This is a genomic window from Actinomadura sp. NPDC048394 (assembly GCF_040651755.1).
Lineage (GTDB): Bacteria > Actinomycetota > Actinomycetes > Streptosporangiales > Streptosporangiaceae > Spirillospora > Spirillospora montaniterrae.
Genome location: NZ_JBEZJL010000035.1, coordinates 71,437 through 89,779, shown reverse-complemented (window position 1 = coordinate 89,779; position 18,343 = coordinate 71,437). Strand labels below are relative to the sequence as shown.

Annotated in this window: 16 protein-coding genes; 7 read left to right on the top strand and 9 right to left on the bottom strand. The window is 74.4% G+C overall.

The features are described 5' to 3' along the window. Nucleotides 1–112 precede the first annotated feature (112 nt). Nucleotides 113–856, top strand: a complete 744-nt coding sequence (locus AB0C78_RS25740; RefSeq protein WP_225992544.1) for an IclR family transcriptional regulator — start codon at nt 113–115, stop codon at nt 854–856. A gap of 65 nt (nt 857–921) precedes the next feature. On the opposite strand, the gene AB0C78_RS25735 is transcribed toward AB0C78_RS25740, so the two are convergent. Then, the gene (locus AB0C78_RS25735) at nt 922–1,284 is read right to left on the bottom strand and encodes a YkvA family protein (protein WP_151546629.1); all 363 of its coding nucleotides are present in this window, start codon (nt 1,282–1,284) and stop codon (nt 922–924) included. 364 nt (nt 1,285–1,648) lie between these two features. Between AB0C78_RS25735 and AB0C78_RS25730 the strand changes: the two genes are divergently transcribed. Beyond that, entirely contained in the window at nt 1,649–2,650 is a 1,002-nt protein-coding gene (locus AB0C78_RS25730; RefSeq protein WP_360752232.1) for a prolyl oligopeptidase family serine peptidase, read from the top strand. A gap of 70 nt (nt 2,651–2,720) precedes the next feature. Here the strand turns inward: AB0C78_RS25730 and AB0C78_RS25725 are convergent, their stop codons facing one another. The 3 genes from AB0C78_RS25725 to AB0C78_RS25715 form a co-directional block, all read right to left on the bottom strand. After that, nucleotides 2,721–3,368 (bottom strand): septal ring lytic transglycosylase RlpA family protein, encoded by a 648-nt coding sequence (locus AB0C78_RS25725; protein ID WP_360752230.1) that lies wholly within the window; start codon nt 3,366–3,368, stop codon nt 2,721–2,723. Between the two features lie 481 nt (nt 3,369–3,849). Next, nucleotides 3,850–4,842 (bottom strand): hypothetical protein, encoded by a 993-nt coding sequence (locus tag AB0C78_RS25720; protein ID WP_360752228.1) that lies wholly within the window; start codon nt 4,840–4,842, stop codon nt 3,850–3,852. Between the two features lie 244 nt (nt 4,843–5,086). Further along, the gene (locus AB0C78_RS25715) at nt 5,087–6,190 is read right to left on the bottom strand and encodes a ferritin-like domain-containing protein (RefSeq protein ID WP_360752225.1); all 1,104 of its coding nucleotides are present in this window, start codon (nt 6,188–6,190) and stop codon (nt 5,087–5,089) included. A 203-nt stretch (nt 6,191–6,393) separates the two neighbouring features. On the opposite strand from AB0C78_RS25715, the gene AB0C78_RS25710 reads away from it, so the two are divergent. Both AB0C78_RS25710 and AB0C78_RS25705 read left to right on the top strand, forming a co-directional pair. After that, the gene (locus AB0C78_RS25710) at nt 6,394–7,569 is read left to right on the top strand and encodes a sensor histidine kinase (protein ID WP_360752223.1); all 1,176 of its coding nucleotides are present in this window, start codon (nt 6,394–6,396) and stop codon (nt 7,567–7,569) included. Continuing rightward, the gene (locus tag AB0C78_RS25705) at nt 7,566–8,171 is read left to right on the top strand and encodes a response regulator transcription factor (RefSeq protein ID WP_225992559.1); all 606 of its coding nucleotides are present in this window, start codon (nt 7,566–7,568) and stop codon (nt 8,169–8,171) included. Before AB0C78_RS25710 ends, AB0C78_RS25705 begins: the two co-directional genes overlap by 4 nt. 48 nt (nt 8,172–8,219) lie before the next feature. On the opposite strand, the gene AB0C78_RS25700 is transcribed toward AB0C78_RS25705, so the two are convergent. Both AB0C78_RS25700 and AB0C78_RS25695 read right to left on the bottom strand, forming a co-directional pair. Beyond that, complete coding sequence (locus AB0C78_RS25700) at nt 8,220–8,828, bottom strand: hypothetical protein (RefSeq protein ID WP_225992560.1); 609 nt, start codon at nt 8,826–8,828, stop codon at nt 8,220–8,222. Nucleotides 8,829–8,926: 98 nt separating this feature from the next. Then, a complete protein-coding gene (locus AB0C78_RS25695) occupies nt 8,927–9,550 on the bottom strand; it encodes a TetR/AcrR family transcriptional regulator (protein WP_151546678.1) in 624 nt (207 codons plus the stop codon). A gap of 140 nt (nt 9,551–9,690) precedes the next feature. Here AB0C78_RS25695 and AB0C78_RS25690 point away from each other — a divergent pair, with 140 nt between their 5' ends. Then, nucleotides 9,691–11,025 (top strand): GH1 family beta-glucosidase, encoded by a 1,335-nt coding sequence (locus AB0C78_RS25690; RefSeq protein WP_360752218.1) that lies wholly within the window; start codon nt 9,691–9,693, stop codon nt 11,023–11,025. A gap of 32 nt (nt 11,026–11,057) precedes the next feature. Then, entirely contained in the window at nt 11,058–11,342 is a 285-nt protein-coding gene (locus AB0C78_RS25685; RefSeq protein ID WP_360752215.1) for a chorismate mutase, read from the top strand. A gap of 75 nt (nt 11,343–11,417) precedes the next feature. Here AB0C78_RS25685 and AB0C78_RS25680 read toward each other — a convergent pair whose 3' ends face one another. Beyond that, nucleotides 11,418–12,050 (bottom strand): hemerythrin domain-containing protein, encoded by a 633-nt coding sequence (locus AB0C78_RS25680; RefSeq protein WP_360752213.1) that lies wholly within the window; start codon nt 12,048–12,050, stop codon nt 11,418–11,420. Between the two features lie 134 nt (nt 12,051–12,184). Here AB0C78_RS25680 and AB0C78_RS25675 point away from each other — a divergent pair, with 134 nt between their 5' ends. After that, on the top strand, nt 12,185–13,939 hold the full coding sequence (locus AB0C78_RS25675; protein WP_360752210.1) for a peptidylprolyl isomerase: 1,755 nt from the start codon (nt 12,185–12,187) through the stop codon (nt 13,937–13,939). On the opposite strand, the gene AB0C78_RS25670 is transcribed toward AB0C78_RS25675, so the two are convergent. Together AB0C78_RS25670 and AB0C78_RS25665 are read right to left on the bottom strand one after the other, a co-directional pair. Beyond that, complete coding sequence (locus AB0C78_RS25670) at nt 13,920–15,119, bottom strand: FAD-dependent monooxygenase (protein WP_360752207.1); 1,200 nt, start codon at nt 15,117–15,119, stop codon at nt 13,920–13,922. The two genes, AB0C78_RS25675 and AB0C78_RS25670, sit on opposite strands and share 20 nt — an antisense overlap. Before the next feature lie 110 nt (nt 15,120–15,229). Next, nucleotides 15,230–18,322 (bottom strand): BTAD domain-containing putative transcriptional regulator, encoded by a 3,093-nt coding sequence (locus tag AB0C78_RS25665; RefSeq protein WP_360752204.1) that lies wholly within the window; start codon nt 18,320–18,322, stop codon nt 15,230–15,232. Nucleotides 18,323–18,343 lie beyond the last annotated feature (21 nt).

The following is an 18,343-nucleotide window of genomic DNA, read 5'->3' as shown; positions in this document are numbered from 1 at the left end:
TGTAGTCATTTATTGCCAGAGCGTCGCCATGCGTAACCCGATACGCCCCCTCTTTCGCGTAGTGAAATCAGATCTCCGTAGAATCGGGGGATCGCGAGGAGAGGAGGCGCGGGTGGCGGAGGCCGTACGGTCGCTGGAGCGCGCGTTCGAGCTGCTGGAGCATCTGGCGGACGCGGGCGGCGAGATGGCGCTGTCGGAGCTGACCGAGGTGTCCGGGCTGCCGATGCCGACCATCTACCGGCTCATGCGGACGCTGGTGAACCACGGGTACGTGCGGCAGGAGCCGTCGAAGCGCTACGCGCTGGGCCCGCGGCTCATCCGGCTGGGCGAGGGGGCGAACCGGCTGCTGGGGACGTGGGCGCGTCCCGTCCTGGCGCGGCTGGTCGACGACGTGGGCGAGACCGCGAACATGGCCGTGCTGGAGGGCGACGAGGCCGTGTACGTGGCGCAGGTGCCGTCGAAGCACTCGATGCGGATGTTCACCGAGGTCGGGCGTCGCGTGCAGCCGCACTGCACCGGCGTGGGCAAGGCGCTGCTGTCGCAGCTGCCGGACGAGCGGGTCCGCGAGATCCTGGGCCGGACCGGGATGCCGGCGCACACGCCGAAGACGTTCACCGACCAGGACGCGCTGCTGGCCGAGCTGCGCCGGATCCGCGAGCAGGGCTTCGCTCTGGACGACGAGGAGCAGGAGCTCGGCGTCCGGTGCGTCGCGGTGCCGCTGCAAGGAGCGCCCGCGCTGACGGCGCTGTCGGTATCGGGACCGTCCGGCCGGATGACGCACGAGGCGGTCGCCGACGTGGTCCCGATCGTGCGGGACGCGGCGGACCGCTTCGCCAAGGAACTGGGCGGCGCCTGACCCCCCCGCCAGGCCCTCTGCAGGCCCTCCGCAGGCCCCGCCGGGCACGCCCGGCGGCCGGGCGGCTAGTCGATCGGCTCGCCCACGATGACGGTCGGGCGTCCGCTGCGCTCCCACATCACGAAGTCGCCGGCGGACTTGACGAGCACCGCCGCGAGCCACAGCGCGAGGCCGGTGTCGTCGGCGATGCCGGCGATCGGGATGACGTCCGGGATCGCGTCGATCGGGGAGATGATGTACACGAGGCCGAGCGCGAGCAGGCCGAGCGTCCCGAAGGACATCCCCTTGTACTGGCCGCGGAGGACCGACTTCAGCATCCGCGGCACCGCGCGGAACCGCTCCCAGAAGCCGGGAACGTCGGGCTGGAGGGTCTCGCTGTAGATCTGCCAGGCCTGCCCGGCGGCGGCCGTCCTGCGCTTCCTGTCCACAGGTGCTCCTCGGTCAGGGTTCGTGAGGGCGCGCCCCCGCAGCGCCCACGTTCCTCTATGACGTGACCGATGCCGGTTTTGTTCCCCCCGGACGGCCATGAGGCCCGGATCACAACCGGCGCGCCGCCGCGGTCGCCGTAACGATCGTCAGGATGATCGGGGACGGGCCGCCGGGACGGTGCCCGCACGGGCCCGATGGGGTTACCGGAAGTGAGTTCTTCGTCACTCTCGCGGGCAACGTGCGGTGATTCCGGCGCATTCTCCGGCGGCCGCTGCCAGCATGAGAGGTCCCGAGGGAGGAGCGCCGCCTCCCCGAGGCACGACCGGCACCGCCCGTCGAGCACCGCAGGAGCTGATCCACGACATGAGCGGCGACCATACGAACAGACCCGTCCACGGGACGGTGGCGGGCGCCGCCTACGTGGCGCTGCCGCCCACCGCGGTCGACGCGACCGCGTCCGGGCCGACCCGGCTGCTGATCGCCTGGCCCGGCTTCGACCCGCCGCGCACCGCGGCGGCGCTCGCGGCGGCGATCCCGATGACGGGCGTGCCGGTGTGGCGCGTCTACCTCGACCTGCCCGGCCGGTCGCCGGGCGGGCTCGGCTCGGGCGCGATCCTGGAGACCGAGGCGATCGAGGCCTACGGCCGGGCGGTCGAGCAGGCCGCGGCCGGGCTGCCCGCCGCGGTCGCCGAGTTGCGCCGCGACCTGGCGCTGCCGGACGGGCCCGTCGCGCTCGCCGGGTTCAGCGCGGGCGGCGCGGCGGCGCTGCTGGCCGTCGCGCGCGGCGAGGTCGCGGTGAGCGCGGCCGCCGCCGTCGCGCCCGTCGTCGCCCCGGCGCGGGCGGCGCGGGCGGTGGAGCGGCGCGCCGGACGCGACCGGACGTGGAGCGAGCCGGCGCAGGAGCTCGCCGAGCGCCTCGACCTCGGTGTCCTCGCCGGCGACATCGCCGCGAGGGACGTGCCGCTGCTGCTGGTCGGCGGCGCGCGCGACCGGGTCGTCCCGGCCGGTGAGGTGACCGCGTTCCGCGACGTGCTGCAGCGGCGCGGAGCGGGCTCGGTGGAGCACGCCGCGTTCCGCATGGGGCACGCGCTCGCCGCCGAGCCCGGCACCGAGCCGCGGCCGCCGATCACCGACGCCGTCCGCGTCGACGGCCTGCTCACCGACTGGTTCCGGGAGCGGCTCGCCGACGTCCGGCCCGCGCCGGACCAGGACGCCGCGCAAGGGCAGAACACCGCGCAAGGGCAGAACACCGCGCAAGAGCAGGACGCCCTGCAGAGCACCGGGCCCGGCGCCGCGCCCGCCGCGGTGCGGAGCGTCGACGCCGACACCGCGCCCTACCCGGCCCCGGCTCCCGTCATCCGCTGACGGAGGACGGCACGGGACCGCCTCGCGGGCAGCAGGGACCGCCCGCGAGGCGGGTTGCGCGTGGTGGAGCTCAGCCCTTGGAGAGGACCTCGTAGCGGACCGGGATGACGCCCGATCCCGTGCCGCCGACCTTCTTCATCGCCGCCGTCGACAGGTCCAGGCAGCGGCCGCCCGCGTACGGGCCCCGGTCGTTGATGCGGACGACGACCGACCGGCCGTTGTTCTTGTTGGTGACGCGGACCTTGGAGCCCATCGGCAGCGTCTTGTGCGCCGCGGTGAGGGCGCTCGGGTCGAAGGGCTCGCCGCTGGCGGTCATCTGCCCCTCGCCGTAGAAGGACGCCTCGCAGGTGCCGGACTGCAGGACCTTCGCCTTCTTCTGCGGCTTGGTCTTGTGCTCGGCGACGGCCTCGGGCCGCGCCTTCTTCGGCTCGGCCTTCTTCTTCGTGTGCTTCGGGTCGGGGTCGCGCGGGCCGCCACGGCTGGCCCGGGACGGCTCCGGCCTCGGCGGGTCCGCCGCCGGGGTGGCGGCGCCCGGTGCGGTCTGGGCGGCCTGCGCCGAGTCGGCCGGGGCCTTGCCGCCGGTGGCGATGGTGAACGCGCCCACCGCGAGGACGGCGGCGGCGACGCCGGAAACGATCAGCAGGGTGCGCAGTCGCGGCCGCGGAAGGCGGGCCTGAAGGCGCGCGTGAAGACGATGTCGTTCGTCAGGGTTGCCCACGAAGGATCCTTCGGTAGGGGACAGGACCCCGGACGCCCGGCGTTTCTCAGCGCCGTTCTCGCGGCGCGCCGGGGCGACCTCCTCGTCCCCCGAGTCCCGCACCGCCCATGGGCTTCAGAGCCCGTCTGCGCGCTCTCTCAGCGCGCGGCCGCGTCATCGCGGCATCGGCGTCCGGCAGGTGCGGCTGCGATGCATCTTCACTTTTGATCTCGAAAGCGCCGCACAAGTCCTTGACCGTACGTTGCGCCCGGAGTGAATCAAGCACAGGCCCCGTCTTTGTGGGGTTTGTCACCACTCTTTTTGCCCTGCGAAGCTGATCCACTTCGCTGGGTGAGCGCATTTCAAGATCCTATTTACCCGCCATGGAAGGTGTGATCTCGGACATATAACAAGCGTTCGTTTGGCAAAATAACGGGGCGTTCCGGGATGCACCTGGCATCTCCGGAACGCCCCGTTCCGAGGTGATTCGTCGGGTCGGCGGTCAGCGCACCGCGGGCAGCTTCGGCAGGTAGACCGGCGGGCCGGACAGCTCGTCCGCAAGGCCGCCGGCCGGCAGCCCGCCGTCCGCCAGGCCGGTTCCGGCGCGTCCGGTGTCGGACGGCCGCTCCCGCGTCTTCAGCACGTTGACGACGTCGCCGACCTGCGACTGCATCGTGTTCACGGTGCTGTTCGCCTCACCGGTGAGGCTCTGCGGCGCCGGCTTGCCGCGCCGCAGCCCGGCCCCGTCGGGGAACACCATCGAGATCGGCGCGGCGGAGCGCAGCGACGCGGCGTCGCCCGGCAGCCCGAGGGCCACCGCGTCGCCGAGCGGACCGCGCCCGGACGCGGCGGACGCGCCCGACGCGGCGGACCGGCGGTTCGGCAGTGCGGCGGCCGCCCCGCCCACCTGCCCGACCTTGCTGTGCATCACCCGCTTCGGGACGGAGGTGACGCGCCCGACGACCCGTCCCGGCACGGCGGCGGCCTGCCCGACCGGGGCCGGCAGCCCGGACGCGACGCCGGGCCCGGAGGCGGTGCGGGCCGCCGGTCCGACGCAGCCCCCGCTGCGCGGCGCGGAGATCGGGGCGCCGTCCTGGCCGGGGGTCAGCGCCATCGTCTGGCGCGGCAGCAGCCGGGTGACGCGGGTGCCGTCGACGGTCTTCACCGGGTCGAGGCGGCAGGCGCGGGCGTCGGACGCGGTGCGGGAGACGGGCAGGCTCCGGGGCAGGCCGGCGCGCCGGCCGGAGCGGGTCGCGCCGGCGAGCGCGCCGTCCGCGGTGCGGGCCGCGGACTCCACGGTGCGGCTCGCGGTGTCCGAGACGGGGGCGGGCACCGCCACCGGCGGCAGCGCTGGGCCGACCTGGCCGACCGTCCCGTAGACGAGGTCGGCGACCGGGCCCTGCACGGCGTTCGCCGGCGCGGCCGGCAGTGCCAGCGCCGCGGCCAGCGGGACCGCCGCGGACAGGCCCAGCAGATTTCTGGCGGATCGGTTCATGTCTTTCTCCCCCGAGGTTCTCGGATCGACTCTGCGCGGTGTGCGTGCGCCCGTGGCGTGCGTTTTCCGGCGCACCGTCGAGCGGGCACGTTAGTACAGCCGGGATGGCGCGCATGCCGAATACGGGAATCGATCAGGGGAGGCCGGTAAAGATCTACGGAAATGCGACGCGGGGACGCCCGTGGACGTCCCCGCGTTTCACCGCGCCGTTACTCCCGGCGCGCGGGCCGTGCGGCCCCCGGCGTCATTCCGCGCCGAGCGCGATGGCCTCGTCGACCTCGGTCCTGCGGGCGGCCAGCTCGGCCGCGTACTTCTCCTCGTCGACCTTCTCGGCGATCTCCTCGTCCTGCCGCATCAGCGCTTCGAGGTCGGCCTTGGCATTGTCGAGGACGCCCATGTCGGCATAGGCGGCCTTCACCTTGTCGCCCCAGAGGCCGACGTCCCGGACGCACGGGACGATCCGGCTGAAGAGCAGCGACTGATAGAGCGTGTACATATCCGAGTTGTCGACATATTCCATGCACTTGTCGACCGGCATGTTCAGCTGCTCGAACACCTCGCGGCCCTTGAACCGGTCGCGCATCAGGTAGCAGCCCTCGACGACGAACTCCTCGCGCTCGGCCCGCTCCTTCTCGGTGAGCTGCGCGTAGTAGTCCTTGAGCGCGAGCCGGCCGAACGCGACGTGCCGCGCCTCGTCCTGCATGACGTACGCCAGCAGCTGCTTGACCAGCGGGTTCGTCGACATGTCGCGGTACAGCCCGAACGCGGCGAGCGCGAGGCCCTCGATGAGCACCTGCATGCCGAGGTAGGGCAGGTCCCAGCGGCTGTCCTCGAGCGACTCGGCGAGCAGCTTCGCCAGGTCCTGGTTGATCGGGTAGTACATCCCGATCTTCTCGTGCAGGAACTTGGAGTACAGCTCGACGTGCCGCGCCTCGTCCATCGTCTGCGTGGCGGCGTAGAACTTCGAGTCGAGGTCCGGGACGGACTGGACGATGCGCGCCGACACGTTCAGCGCGCCCTGCTCGCCGTGCAGGAACTGGCTGAACAGCCAGGATCCCTGGTGGCGGCCGAACTCGTCACGCTCCTTCTGTGACATCTTGTCCCAGATGTCGGAGCCGATGAGGGGGTTGAAGTTCTCCGGCAGCCCGGCGACGTTGATCGGATCGACCTCGAGGTCCCAGTCGATGCGCTTCGTCGCGTCCCACTGCTTGTCCTTGCCCTTCTGGTACAGGCTCAGCAGCCGGTCGCGGCCGTCGTCGTACTCCCAGGTGAACCGGGCGTCGCCCGCCATCGGTACGTTCCACGTCTCCGTGGGCACGGGCGTGGAGTAGAGGTCGTAGGAACTCACTGGGGGATCCTCCTCGGGGTGGCGCCGCACCGTCGCGACGCGTGGTGTGCTCCGCCCACCGCTTTACATACCTTCGTAACATGTAAAGCGCGGGGAGGCCAGACCCCAGGCGCGGGCAAGGTGACCATGACAAAAGTCATCCCGGACCCACGACAACGCTCACTAACCCCCCGACCTGCGCATCGGCATACGATTCAGGCGCCATGACCACGAGGTTGTTCGACAGCGAAGATCTGGACGGCCCCGACCCGGGCCGGTCCCGGCGGCGGCGCGCGTTCTGGTCCTCGTTCGGGCTCATCTACATGATCCCGCTCGTCCAGGTCGTCGCCGGCTACCGCGGGACGCGGCTCGCCCTCGCCGTGCTCGGGCTCGGCGCCTTCATCGGCCTGTACTACGCGACGCCGCTGAGCATGCGCAGCTGGGTCGACCCGGTCGGGCGGCTCACGTACGCGCTGCTCACCGCGTTCGCGGTGATCACCGCCGTGCTGCCGTTCGCGTTCGGGGACGAGTGGGGCGGCACCCCCGTCTACCTGTCGATGATCTGCGCGATGGCGCTGCCGATGGACTGGGTGCTGTGGGGCATCGGCGGCGCGACCGCGCTCGCCTCGCTGCAGTGCCTGCTGATCGGCGGCGCCCGGGGCGCGCTGCCGGTCATCGCCATCACCTCGCTGTCGCTCGGGCTGATGATGGTCGGGTTCCGGCACGCGCGCACGCTCGTCCAGCAGCTGCGCGTCGCGCGCGGCGAGGTCGCCCGGCTCGCCGCCGCCGACGAGCGCCTGCGCATCGCCCGCGACCTGCACGACCTGCTCGGCCACAGCCTGTCGCTGATCGTGCTGAAGAGCGAGCTCGCGCGGCGGCTCGGCGAGCAGGACACCGCCCGCGCCATGGCGGAGGTGAGCGACATCGAGTCGGTGGCGCGCCAGTCGCTCGCCGACGTCCGCGCCGCGATCTCCGGCTTCCGGCAGCGGGACCTCGCCGAGGAGCTGGACGGCGCCCGCGCGGTGCTGGCGGCCGCCCAGGTCGAGGCCGTCGTGCGGCGCCCGGGGACGCCGCTGCCCGACCAGGTCGACGGGCTGTTCGGGTGGGCCGTCCGGGAGGGCGTCACCAACATCGTCCGGCACGCCCGCGCCCGCCGCGTCACGATCACCGTCGGCCGGACGGCCCGCGAGGCCACCCTGGAGATCGTCGACGACGGGTGCGGCGCGGCCGCCGAGGGGCACGCGCCGGGGCACGGGCTGGAGGGCCTCGCGGAGCGGGTCGCGGACGCGGGCGGGACCGTCTCGGCCGGCCCGCGCGACGGCGGCGGGTTCCGGCTGGCGGTGCGCGTCCCGCTCGGCCCGCTCGGCGCGGAAAGGGCGGCGGTAGAGTCCGCCAAGTGATCCGCGTGATGCTCGCCGAGGACCAGAGGATGGTGCGCGGCGCCCTGGCCGCGCTGCTCGGCCTGGAGGCCGACCTCGAGGTCGTCGGCGAGGCGTCCGGCGGCGAGGAGGCCGTCGCGGTCGCCGCCCGGACCAGGCCCGACGTCGTGCTGCTGGACATCGAGATGCCGGGCCGGGACGGTCTCGCCGCCGCGCCGGAGATCCGCGCCGCGGTGCCCGACTGCAAGATCATGATCCTGACGACGTTCGGCCGCCCCGGCTACCTGCGCCGCGCGATGGAGGCCGGCGCGTCGGCGTTCCTGGTGAAGGACGGCCCGGCGCAGGAGCTGGCCGCCGCGATCCGCCGGGTCGTCGCGGGCGAGCGCGTCATCGACCCGGCGCTCGCCGCCGCCGCGCTCAGCGCGGGCCCGAACCCGCTGTCGCCGCGCGAGCGCGACGTGCTGGACGCGGGCGCGGACGGCTCCACGATCGCCGACATCGCGGGCCGGCTGCACCTGTCGGAGGGGACCGTCCGCAACTACCTGTCGTCCGCCATCAACAAGGTCGGCGCCCGCAACCGCATCGAGGCCGTCCACACGGCCCGCGCCCAGGGCTGGCTGTAGCGGCACGGCGCGCAGGCCCGGGAGCCGCAGAACCGCGGGCCGCAGGCGTCAGCGGGACTGGAGGGCGTCGAGGCCGACGGCCTGGGCGACGACGAGCCGGCGGTCCAGGCGCGGGTCCTTGATGTCGACGACGTACCGGTCGCGGAGGCCGAACTTCTTCTCCACCGAGAAGACGACCTGGTCCCCCGCGTAGAAGTCGAAGTGGTACGGCCACGCGAACGGCAGGTTCTCCGCGTACGGGATGAACCCCCACACGCGGCGCAGCACCGCGACGAACTTGTTGCGCTCGCTGCCCGTCGTCACGCCGAGGCCCGGCTGCTCCAGATGCCACGTCGAGGCGATCAGCGACTTCTTGAAGTCCTTGCGGAACACGCCGATGGGGCGCCCGTCCGCGTCCGTGATGTCGTAGGCCGACGCCAGGTCGATGCGCTTGCGCGCCTTGAAGCCGAGGATCGGGCGGGTCTTGGAGTCGTCGGCGTAGAGCGTCACCTGCTCCTTGAACGCCAGCCGCTTCTGCTGCGCGAACGCGAGCAGTTCGCCCTCCCCGCCGTCCGGGGTCTCGGCGTGCACCTCGTACTGGTTCACCATCAGGCGGATCCGCTGCCGGATCAGCAGCCGGTTCTGCGCCTGGAGCCGCTCTGCGTCCAGCGAACTCACCCTCGTCCCGTCGCGTTTTCGCGCGAGTCTGCCATAAACGGCGAGCTGAGGGCGATATCCGGGCGAAATACCAAAGGGTGTCCGGCGGGAGGAGCGGGTCAGGCCTCCTGGATGTGCCCCGCGAGGTAGCCGTGGATCAGCCGCTCCGCCTCGGCGACGATCAGCGGGTCGCCGTCCGGGTCGCGGCGGAAGGCCATCTTGAGCACCGCGTCGCCCGCCTCCACCGCGATGGCGAGGGCGGTGGCGAGGCCGGGGGTGTCCTGCACGCCGAACGTCTCGACGATCATCTCGCGGAGCCGGTCGGCGACCACCGCGTTGTTGTCGGCGTCGGAGTCGAGCAGGTTCACGTCGGCGACGTCGCCGAAGCGCAGCACCCGGAACCCCGGCACGGTGCGGTGCATCTCGACGAAGATCTCGATGATCACGCCGACGGTGTCGGACCAGTCCGCGAACGCGCCGGCCGCGAGCCGCGCCGAGATCCGCTGCCCGAACACCTCCAGGTTGCGCAGCGCGAGCGCCTGCGCGACGGCCCGCTTGTCCGGGAAGAACTGGTACACCGACCCGATCGCGACCTCGGCGCGCTGCGCGATCCGCGTGGTGGTGAGGCCGTCGTAGCCGTCCTCGTCGAGGATGTCCGCGCACGCGTCGAGCATCCGCTGGACGCGTTCGGCGCTGCGGCGCTGGGCGGGACGTCGGCGGAGCGGTGTGCGGATCTCGGTCACGCCACCATTGTCACCCGAACGGGCCATGCTCGGTCATGGCCCGTGCGCCGTTCCCCACCCCGCGGTCACGGGACCCTTCCGCCGCGACCACCCCGCCCCGTAAAGTCCGAAGACGATTCGCGTCCAGGGGAAAGGGACGGATGGGGCTTCCGGAGGGCTTCCGCTGGGGCGTCGCGACCGCCGCCTACCAGGTCGAAGGCGCCGTGCACGAGGACGGCCGCGGGCCGTCGACCTGGGACGTCTTCGCCCACACGCCGGGCCGGGTGCGGGACGGCCACACCGGCGACGTCGCCTGTGACCACTATCACCGGTGGCCGGAGGACGTCGCGCTGATGCGCGACCTCGGCGTGAACTCCTACCGGTTCTCCATCGCGTGGCCGCGCGTCCAGCCGTCCGGCAGCGGCGCCGCCAACCCGCGCGGCCTCGACTTCTACGACCGGCTCGTCGACGCGCTGCTCGCCGCGGGCATCGACCCCGCCGTCACCCTCTACCACTGGGACCTGCCGCAGCCGCTGGAGGACGCGGGCGGCTGGATGAACCGCGACACCGCCTACCGGTTCGCCGAGTTCGCCTACCGCGCCGCCGACCGCCTCGCCGACCGCGTCGGCATGTGGATCACGCTGAACGAGCCGGTCGTCGTGACGGCCTACGGGTACGCGTTCGGCGTGTACGCGCCCGGCCGGACCCTGATGCTGGACGCGCTGCCGACCGCCCACCACCAGCTCCTCGGCCACGGCCTCGCCGTCACGGCGCTGCGCAGCCGCGGCGCCCGCCGCGTCGGGCTGGCCAACCACTACTCGCCCGCCTGGCCCGCCGACCCGTCGTCCGCCGCCGACCGCGACGCCGCGCTCGCCTTCGACGGCTTCATGAACCGGATGTTCACCGACCCGGTCCTGTCTGGCACCTATCCCGACCTCGGGGCGCTCGGCGGCGCGGGCCTCGCGCCGTACGTCCACGACCTGGACATGTCGGTCATCGCGTCGCCGATCGACTTCCTCGGCGTGAACTACTACCAGCCGACCCGCCTGAAGGCGCCGCCCGCGGACGGCCCGCTCCCCTTCGACATGGTCGACGTCACCGGGTACCCGGTGACGGGAATGGGCTGGCCGATCGTCCCCGACGCATTCCTGTCCCTGCTGCGCGCGCTGCGCGGGCGGTACTCGAACGGGCTGCCGCCGCTCTACATCACCGAGAACGGCTGCTCGTTCCCCGACGAGGTCGGCCCCGACGGCACGGTCGACGACACGGCCCGCATCGAGTTCCTCGACGCGCACATCGCCGCCATGCGGACGGCCATCGACGACGGCATCGACATCCGCGGCTACTACGCCTGGTCCCTCCTCGACAATTTCGAGTGGGCCGAGGGGTACCACCCGCGCTTCGGGCTCGTCCACGTCGACTACGAGACGCAGAAGCGGACGCCGAAGCGGTCCTACGGCTGGTACCGGGACCTCATCGCCGCGTCCTCGAAGTGACGGCCGGCGGGCCTTCCTGCCAGGATCCCGGCATGGATTCGCTCTCGGAGGTCCGCGCCCGCATCGACGCGATCGACGGCGACCTCGTCCGGCTGCTCGCCGAGCGGCAGTCGCTCGTCCGGGCCGCGGCGGCGTTCAAGGCCGACGCGGGCGCCGTCCGCGCGCCCGGCCGCGTCGAGCAGGTCGTCGCCCTGGCCCGGGAGCGCGCCGCGTCCGCCGGCCTGTCCCCCGACGTCGCCGAGGCGGTGTGGCGGGCGATGATCGGCGCGTTCATCGACCTCGAACTGGCCGAGCACGCCCGCCGCACCACCCCCTGACCGGACGCACGCCGGGGAGGACGAGGACGCGCCCGTCCAACGCGGCGAGATCGACCCGGTCCTGCGCGGCCTCCCTCAGGCGCGGGCGGCCCACAGGTCGAGGGCGTGGTAGGCGGGCACCCACTCGTTCGTGTAGGCCGCGCGGACCGGTTCGGGGAGCGGCGCCAGCATCGCCGCCACCGCGTTCTCGGACGCGCCGTCCAGCATCCACGGGATGACGCGCGGGCCGTCCGGCCCCACGTACTTCCCGCTGGCCTGGCCGAACTCCACCCACTGCGCCTCGGACAGCGTCGCATCGATCAGCGCGAGCGCCTCGTCCTCCTCATGCTTGAGGTGCCCGCCCAGCGCGGTCGCCAGGGTGTCCGCGAGCTCGCCGAGCCGCGCGGGCCCGGACTCGCGGTCGGCGAGCGCCGCGTCGATCGCCTCGATCACCGGGTCCACCGCGGCGTGCTCGGCCTCCATCGCGTCCAGCAGCGCCAGGCCGTCCGGGCGTCCGGCGAGGGCCTCGCGCATCACCGGCCACAGCGCCTCGTCCTCCGCGGTGTGGTGGGCGTGCAGCGCCTTCTTGAACAGCTCCCAGCCCGCCGCGGTGGCCAGCACGCGCCGGGGGTCGTCGTCCGGACGGGCGGTGACCTCGGCGATGTGCCGCAGGTCCCGGCGCAGCGCGTCGTGGAAGGTGTACATCGACGTCATGTCCAGCTTGCTCATCACGGTCTCCTCAGGCCGATCGGGTCGTCCACTGCACTGACGGATCGCGCGGCACGGACGTGACCGCCTCCGGCGGAGGAGTCCCGGAAAAGATCGGTAGGCTTTCCAGCCCCGCTTGTCTTGGAGGTCCGCGTATGGCGGAGCCACGGCCGCTGCGTCCGAACGACCCGCGCGAGACGGGCGGGTACCGGCTGACCGGGCTGATCGGCGAGGGCGCGCAGGGGACCGTCTACCTCGGCGAGTCCGAGGACGGCGAGCGCGTCGCGGTGAAGGTGCTGCGCGCGGCGGTCGACGGCGACGAGCGGGCCCGGACGCTGTTCGAGCGGGAGCTGTCGGCGGCGCGGCGGGTCGCGCCGTTCTGCACCGCGCGGGTCCTCGTGGCGGAGGCCGGGGGCGACGCGCCCTACATCGTCAGCGAGTACATCGACGGGCCGTCGCTGCGGGAGCTCGTCGGCGGGCGCGGGCCGCTGCCGGAGCCGGAGCTGCGGCGGCTCGCCATCGGCACGGCGACGGCGCTGGCGGCGATCCACGAGGCGGGCGTCGTGCACCGCGACTTCAAGCCCGCCAACGTGCTGCTCGGCCCGGACGGCCCGAAGGTCATCGACTTCGGCATCGCGCGGCCGCTGGAGGCCACGTCCGCGACGATGACGGGCGCGGTCGGCACGCCCGCGTACATGGCGCCCGAGCAGGTGTCCGGCGCGGCGGGCGGGCCTCCGCTGGACATGTTCGCGTGGGGCTGCACCATGGCCTACGCGGCGAACGGGGCGCCGCCGTTCGGCACCGACACCGTCCCGGCGATCATGCATCGGGTGCTGTACGCGCCGCCCGCGCTGGGCGTGCTCGGCGGCGAGGTCGGCGCGGTGGTCGCGGCGTGCCTGGAGAAGGACCCGGCGCGGCGCCCGACGGCGCTGCAGGTGCTGGTCCGGCTGCTCGGCGAGGACGGGCCCGGGGCGCACCTGCTGGAGGAGGGCTCCTCGGCGGCGGCGACGCTGACGGCCGCGACGCTCCCGCCGCCCGCCCCCGCCCCGCCCGGAGGGCCTCTCGGAGGGCCGCTCGGCGCGACGCCGCCGATGCCGCCCGGTATGGGAACGGCGCCGGGCGGGCCGCCGTTCTTCCCGCCCGGGCAGACCGTCCCGTCCGGACGGCCGGGGCCGGGGAAGGGCGGGAGAGCGCTGGTCATCGCGGGCGCGGTCGCCGCCGTGGCGCTGCTGGTCGCGGGGATGACCACCGCCGCCGTCCTGCTCGGGAACCGCGACGGCAAGGGCGGCGAACCCTCGGCGAGCCGGACGACCCCCTCCGGCGGCACCGTCGGCGCAGGCGGCGACTGCGTCTACACGCCGTCGACCACCGGCGAGGCGAAGAACGTCGGGACGCCGCCGGCCACCGCGAAGCCCGCCGCGACCGTCCACGCCCGGCTGAGCACGAACCTCGGCGCCATCGACATGGACCTGGACGGGGCCAAGGCGCCCTGCACCGTGAACTCGCTGATGTTCCTGGCGGGGAAGAAGTTCTACGACGGGACGTCCTGCCACCGGCTCACCACGTCGAACGCCCTCAAGGTGCTCCAGTGCGGCGACCCGTCCGGGACCGGATCGGGCGGTCCCGGCTACAGCTTCGCCAACGAGAACACGTCCGGCGCCAAGTACACGCGCGGGACCGTCGCCATGGCGAACGCGGGCGCGAACACCAACGGCAGCCAGTTCTTCATCGTCTACGGCGACGCGGAGATCCCCGCCGACTACACGGTGTTCGGGCACGTCACGTCCGGGATGGACGTCGTCGACAAGGTGGCGAAAGCGGGCACGGACGGCAGCAGCGCCATGGGGGCCGGCGACGGCAGGCCCAAGCTGAAGATCACCATCCAGCGGCTCACGACGTCGGCCGCGTAGGGACGCCGGCGTAGTCGGGCAGGTCGATCGCCTCGGCGGTCCTGCGGCCGATCTTGGCGGCCATGTTCTTGCCCGGCAGGTACGGCAGCAGCTTGTAGTACCGGTTCAGCAGCGCGACCACGGCGCGGCTCGACGGCATCATCAGCTTGGCGACGCCGTCGCCCATCTTCTGGCAGCCCGCCGCGTAGCCGCGCAGGACGTCCTCGTAGCGCGCGAAGGCGACGCGGTGGTCGCCGCGCGCGGCGGCCAGCTCGCCCGCGAGCACGTAGGCGCCGACCATGGCGAGGCCGGTGCCCATGCCCGACAGGGACGACGGGCAGTACGCGGCGTCGCCGAGGAGCGCGACCCGGCCCCGCGACCAGGCGTCCATGCGGACCTGCCCGACCGAGTCGAAGTAGAAGTCGGGGGCGCGCCGCATCTCGGCGAGCAGCCGGTCGCACTCCCAGCCCGTCCCGGCGAACCGCTCGGTGAGGATCTCCTGCTGCCGCGCGACGTCGCGCCGGTGGACGTCCGTGTCCGGCGACCCGAAGTAGAACGCGGCCCTGGCCTCGGTGTTGTGGCGGGCGCTGTAGACGGACGCGAGCTGCCCGCCCGTCCGGTAGACGTGCCCCGCGTACTGCAGCCCGAGGTGGTTGGGGACGGTGAAGATCGCGCAGTGCACGCCGAGCCCCTGGACGAACCGCTCCTCCGGCCCGAACGCGAGGCGGCGGACGTTGGAGTGCAGCCCGTCCGCGCCGATGACCAGGTCGAACCTGCGGGGCGCGGACCGCTCGAAGGTGACGGTCACCCCGCCCGCGTCCTCGTCGAGGGACGCGATGGAGTCGCCGAAGACGTACTCGGTGGTACCGCAGGTGGCGTCGTGGAGGATGCGGGCGAGGTCGCCGCGGAGGATCTCGACGTCCCCGGCGAACAGGTCGGCCGGCATCCACGCGACGGGCCGGCCGTCCTTGTTCACGTAGGCCATCGCGCCCATGCCGGTCTTCGCGCGCTCGATGGCATCGAGGAGGCCCATGCGGCGCAGGACGGTGAGGTGCGCGTCACCGCGGAAGTCGACGGCGTAGCCGCCGCCGCGGAAGCCCGCGGTGTTCTCGACGATCGTGGTGGTGAAGCCGTAGCGGGCGAGCCAGTGGGCGAGCGCGGGGCCGGCGACCGACGCGCCGGAGATCAGGACGTTCTTCATGCCGACGAGCGTGCCGGGCCGCGCTCACCGCGAGCTCACCGCGCACTCACCGCCGCTCACCACGCACCCGCCGCCGCTCACCGCGCGGCCCGCTTCTGCCGGGCGCGGGCTCACCGCCGGTCCGCGGCTTCGACGACCGGGGCGGGGAGGCCCGCGAGGCGCAGGGCGTCCGCCCTGGTCAGCGCGGTTCCCTCCGCGTAGGCGGCGGGGTGCCCGGCCGCCGCGTCCGGGACCGTCCCGGGCAGCGGGCCGCACAGGGCCGCCGCCGCTCCGAGCAGCCGGGCGGCGCGCTCCGGCTCGTCCCCGGCGGCCTCCAGCCCGGCGAGGGCCTCGATCGCGCGGGCGGCCTCGATGAACGCGCCCATCGTGGCCGCCGCGCCGGCCGCCTCCCGGTACCGGGCCCGCGCGGCGGCGCGGTCGCCGTGCGCGGCGGCGACGCGCCCGAGCCCGATGAGCGCGGCCGCCCGCCCGCCGACGCTCTTGATCCAGTACGGGTCGAAGCGCGCGAGGGCGTCGGCGTACAGCCGTCCGGCGGCGTCGAGGTCGCCGTCGAGGAGCGCGATGTCGCCGAGGCCGCGCAGCGCCGCCGCGAGATAGGTGGGGCTGCCCGCGCGGCGCGCGACGGACGCCGCGCGCTCGTAGTCGGCCCGGGCCGCCTCCCGGTCCGACTCCAGCTGGTGGTCGCCCCGGTTGACGAGCAGGTCGGCGGTGTCGTCCAGCGCCCCGAGCCGCTCGGTGAGGGCGAGCGCCTCGTCGGTGAGCGCGATCGCCTCCGCGCGGTCGCCGCGGTACGCCGCGAGCCCGGCCAGCGCGTCCAGCGCCAGCGCGGTGCCCCAGCGGTCGCCGAGCGCGCGGAACCCGGCGGCCGCCGCGCCGAACTCCCGCCCGGCGCCGTCCGGGTCGCCGGTGGCGAGCGGCTCGAACCCGGCGATGAAGTGCGCGGCGGCGCGCGCCCACGGGTCCGGGCCGTCCCGCTGGGCGAGGACCAGCGCGAACGCCGAATGCGCGTCCGGTTCGTCCGCCCTGCGCATCATCCACAGGAAGGGGACGGCCGGGTGGCGGCCGGTACCGCCCGCCCACGCCGCCGCGAGCGCCGCCTCCGCCGCCGCGCGATGCCGCCGCCACGCGTCGCGGCCCGGCGCGCCGGACCCCGCGTGCAGGACGCACGTCGCGTACTCCTCTTCCAGGCCGGGCGGCGGGACGGGCTCCGGGGCGTCCGGCGACGCGGCGTCCAGCACCTCCAGCAGCGCGGCGGCCTGCGCGGCGATGGACGCGCCGCGGATCCACGAATAGCTCGACGTCGCCGCCGACAGCCGCAGCCCGGCCGGCACGTCGCGCGCCTCGATCGCCCAGCTCAGCGCGGCGAGCAGGTTGCCGTGCTCGGCGGCGAGGATCCGCAGCCAGTCGAGCTGGTCCGCGCTCCGCAGGTGCGGGTCGGCGCGCTGCGCCAGCTCAAGGAAATGCCGCGCGTGCGCCTTCCGTACCTCATCGAGCGCCCCGGCGCGTTCGGCGCCGTACGCGCGGATCGTCTCCAGCATCCGGTACCGGCCGCCGGACAGCTCCAGCAGCGACTTGTCGACGAGCGACTCCAGCGCGTCGCCGGCATCGTAGGTGTCGCCGGTGCCGCCGGTGTCGCCGCACACCCGCCGCGCCGCGTCCGGCGTCGCGCCGCCCGCGAAGACCGTGAAGCGCTCCGCGACGCGCCGCTCGTCGCCGGTCAGCAGATCCCAGCTCCACGCGACGACGGCGCGCAGCGTCCGGTGCCGCTCGTCCGCCGTGCGGCCGCGGCGCGACGGGACGCCGAGCCGGTCGCCGAGCCGTCCCGCGAGGTCGGCGACGTCCATGGTGCGCAGCCGCGCCGCCGCCAGCTCGATCGCCAGCGGCAGGTCGTCCAGCGCCGCGCAGATCCGCCGGACGGCCCGCGGGTCCGCCGCGAACCCGCGCCGGACCGCGGACGCCCGCGCGGTGAACAGCCGGACGGCGGCGTCGCCGTCCAGCGGGCGGACGGGCCACAGGTGCTCGCCGGTGATGCCGAGCGGTTCGCGGCTCGTCGCGAGGACGCGCAGTCCCGGGCACGCGGCGAGCAGCCGCCCGGCGAGCGCGGCGACCGCGCCCACGATGTGCTCGCAGTTGTCCAGGACGAGCAGCAGGGTCCGGTCGGCGAGCGCCGCGGCCAGCCGGTCCGCGGGGTCCTTCGCGGCGTCCGCGGCCTGCAGGCCCGATTCGCGCAGGCCGAGGGCGCCGAGCAGAGCGCGGGGCAGGGACGCGCCTTCCCGCAGCGGCGCCAGCTCGGCGAAGCACGCGGGCCCCACCGCGCCGGGCCCCGCCGGGTCCGCCCGGCCCGCCACCTCGACGGCCAGCCGCGTCTTCCCGACGCCTCCGGGCCCGGTCAGCGTCACCAGGCGCGCCGCGCCGAGCAGGTCCGCGACGCCGTCGACGTCCTCGGCACGGCCGATGAGCGGGGTCAGCGGCGCGGGCGGCCGCACCGGTTCCGGGGCGGGGTCGCCGCGCAGCAGGTCCAGGTGCAGGGCGGCGAGGTCGGCGGACGGATCCGCGCCGAGCTCGTCGGCGAGCCGCCGCCGCGTCTCCTCGAACACCGCCAGCGCTTCGGCCCGGCCGCCGCCGTCCCGCAGCGCCCGCATCAGCAGCCCGGCGAGCCGCTCGCGCAGCGGATGCCTTTCGACGAGTTCCCGCAGCTCAGGCACCACGTCGCGGTCCCGGCCCCGGCGCAGGTCGGCGTCGATGCGGTCCTCGAGGGCGCCGAGCCGGCGCTCCTCGAGCCGCGCCGCCTCGGCCTCGGCCCCCGGCACGCCGGCGAGTGCGGGGCCCCGCCACAGGTCCAGGGCCTCGCCGAGCAGCGCGGCGGCCTTCTCGGCGTCGCCGTCGCGCAGCGCGGCGCGGCCCGCGTTCGCGAGCCGCTCGAACCGTCCCGCGTCCACGTCGCCGGGGTCGATTGCGATCCGGTAGCCGCCGGCGGCCCGCTCGATCGGCGCGTCCGGGCCGAGCGCCGCCCGCAGCCGCGACACCTGGGAGTGCAGCGCGTGGCCCGCCGTCCCGCTCTCCGCCAGCCGGTCCGCCGGGACCGCCGCGCCGGGCCGGACGAGCAGCAGCGCCAGCAGCGCCCGCCGGGCCGGGCCGCCGAGCGGCACGTCCTCCCCGCCGTCCCGCCACGCCCGGGTCTCGCCCAGGATCCCGAACCGCATGCCCGAATCATCCCAGCCGGG

Bases quoted from the DNA above. Each gene is read 5' to 3' on its own strand.
- AB0C78_RS25665 (WP_360752204.1), bottom strand. From the start codon at position 18,322: ATGCGGTTCGGGATCCTGGGCGAGACCCGGGCGTGGCGGGACGGCGGG.
- AB0C78_RS25680 (WP_360752213.1), bottom strand. From the start codon at position 12,050: ATGAGCAAGCTGGACATGACGTCGATGTACACCTTCCACGACGCGCTG.
- AB0C78_RS25710 (WP_360752223.1), top strand. From the start codon at position 6,394: ATGACCACGAGGTTGTTCGACAGCGAAGATCTGGACGGCCCCGACCCG.
- AB0C78_RS25720 (WP_360752228.1), bottom strand. From the start codon at position 4,842: ATGAACCGATCCGCCAGAAATCTGCTGGGCCTGTCCGCGGCGGTCCCG.
- AB0C78_RS25675 (WP_360752210.1), top strand. From the start codon at position 12,185: ATGGCGGAGCCACGGCCGCTGCGTCCGAACGACCCGCGCGAGACGGGC.
- AB0C78_RS25685 (WP_360752215.1), top strand. From the start codon at position 11,058: ATGGATTCGCTCTCGGAGGTCCGCGCCCGCATCGACGCGATCGACGGC.
- AB0C78_RS25670 (WP_360752207.1), bottom strand. From the start codon at position 15,119: ATGAAGAACGTCCTGATCTCCGGCGCGTCGGTCGCCGGCCCCGCGCTC.
- AB0C78_RS25690 (WP_360752218.1), top strand. From the start codon at position 9,691: ATGGGGCTTCCGGAGGGCTTCCGCTGGGGCGTCGCGACCGCCGCCTAC.
- AB0C78_RS25730 (WP_360752232.1), top strand. From the start codon at position 1,649: ATGAGCGGCGACCATACGAACAGACCCGTCCACGGGACGGTGGCGGGC.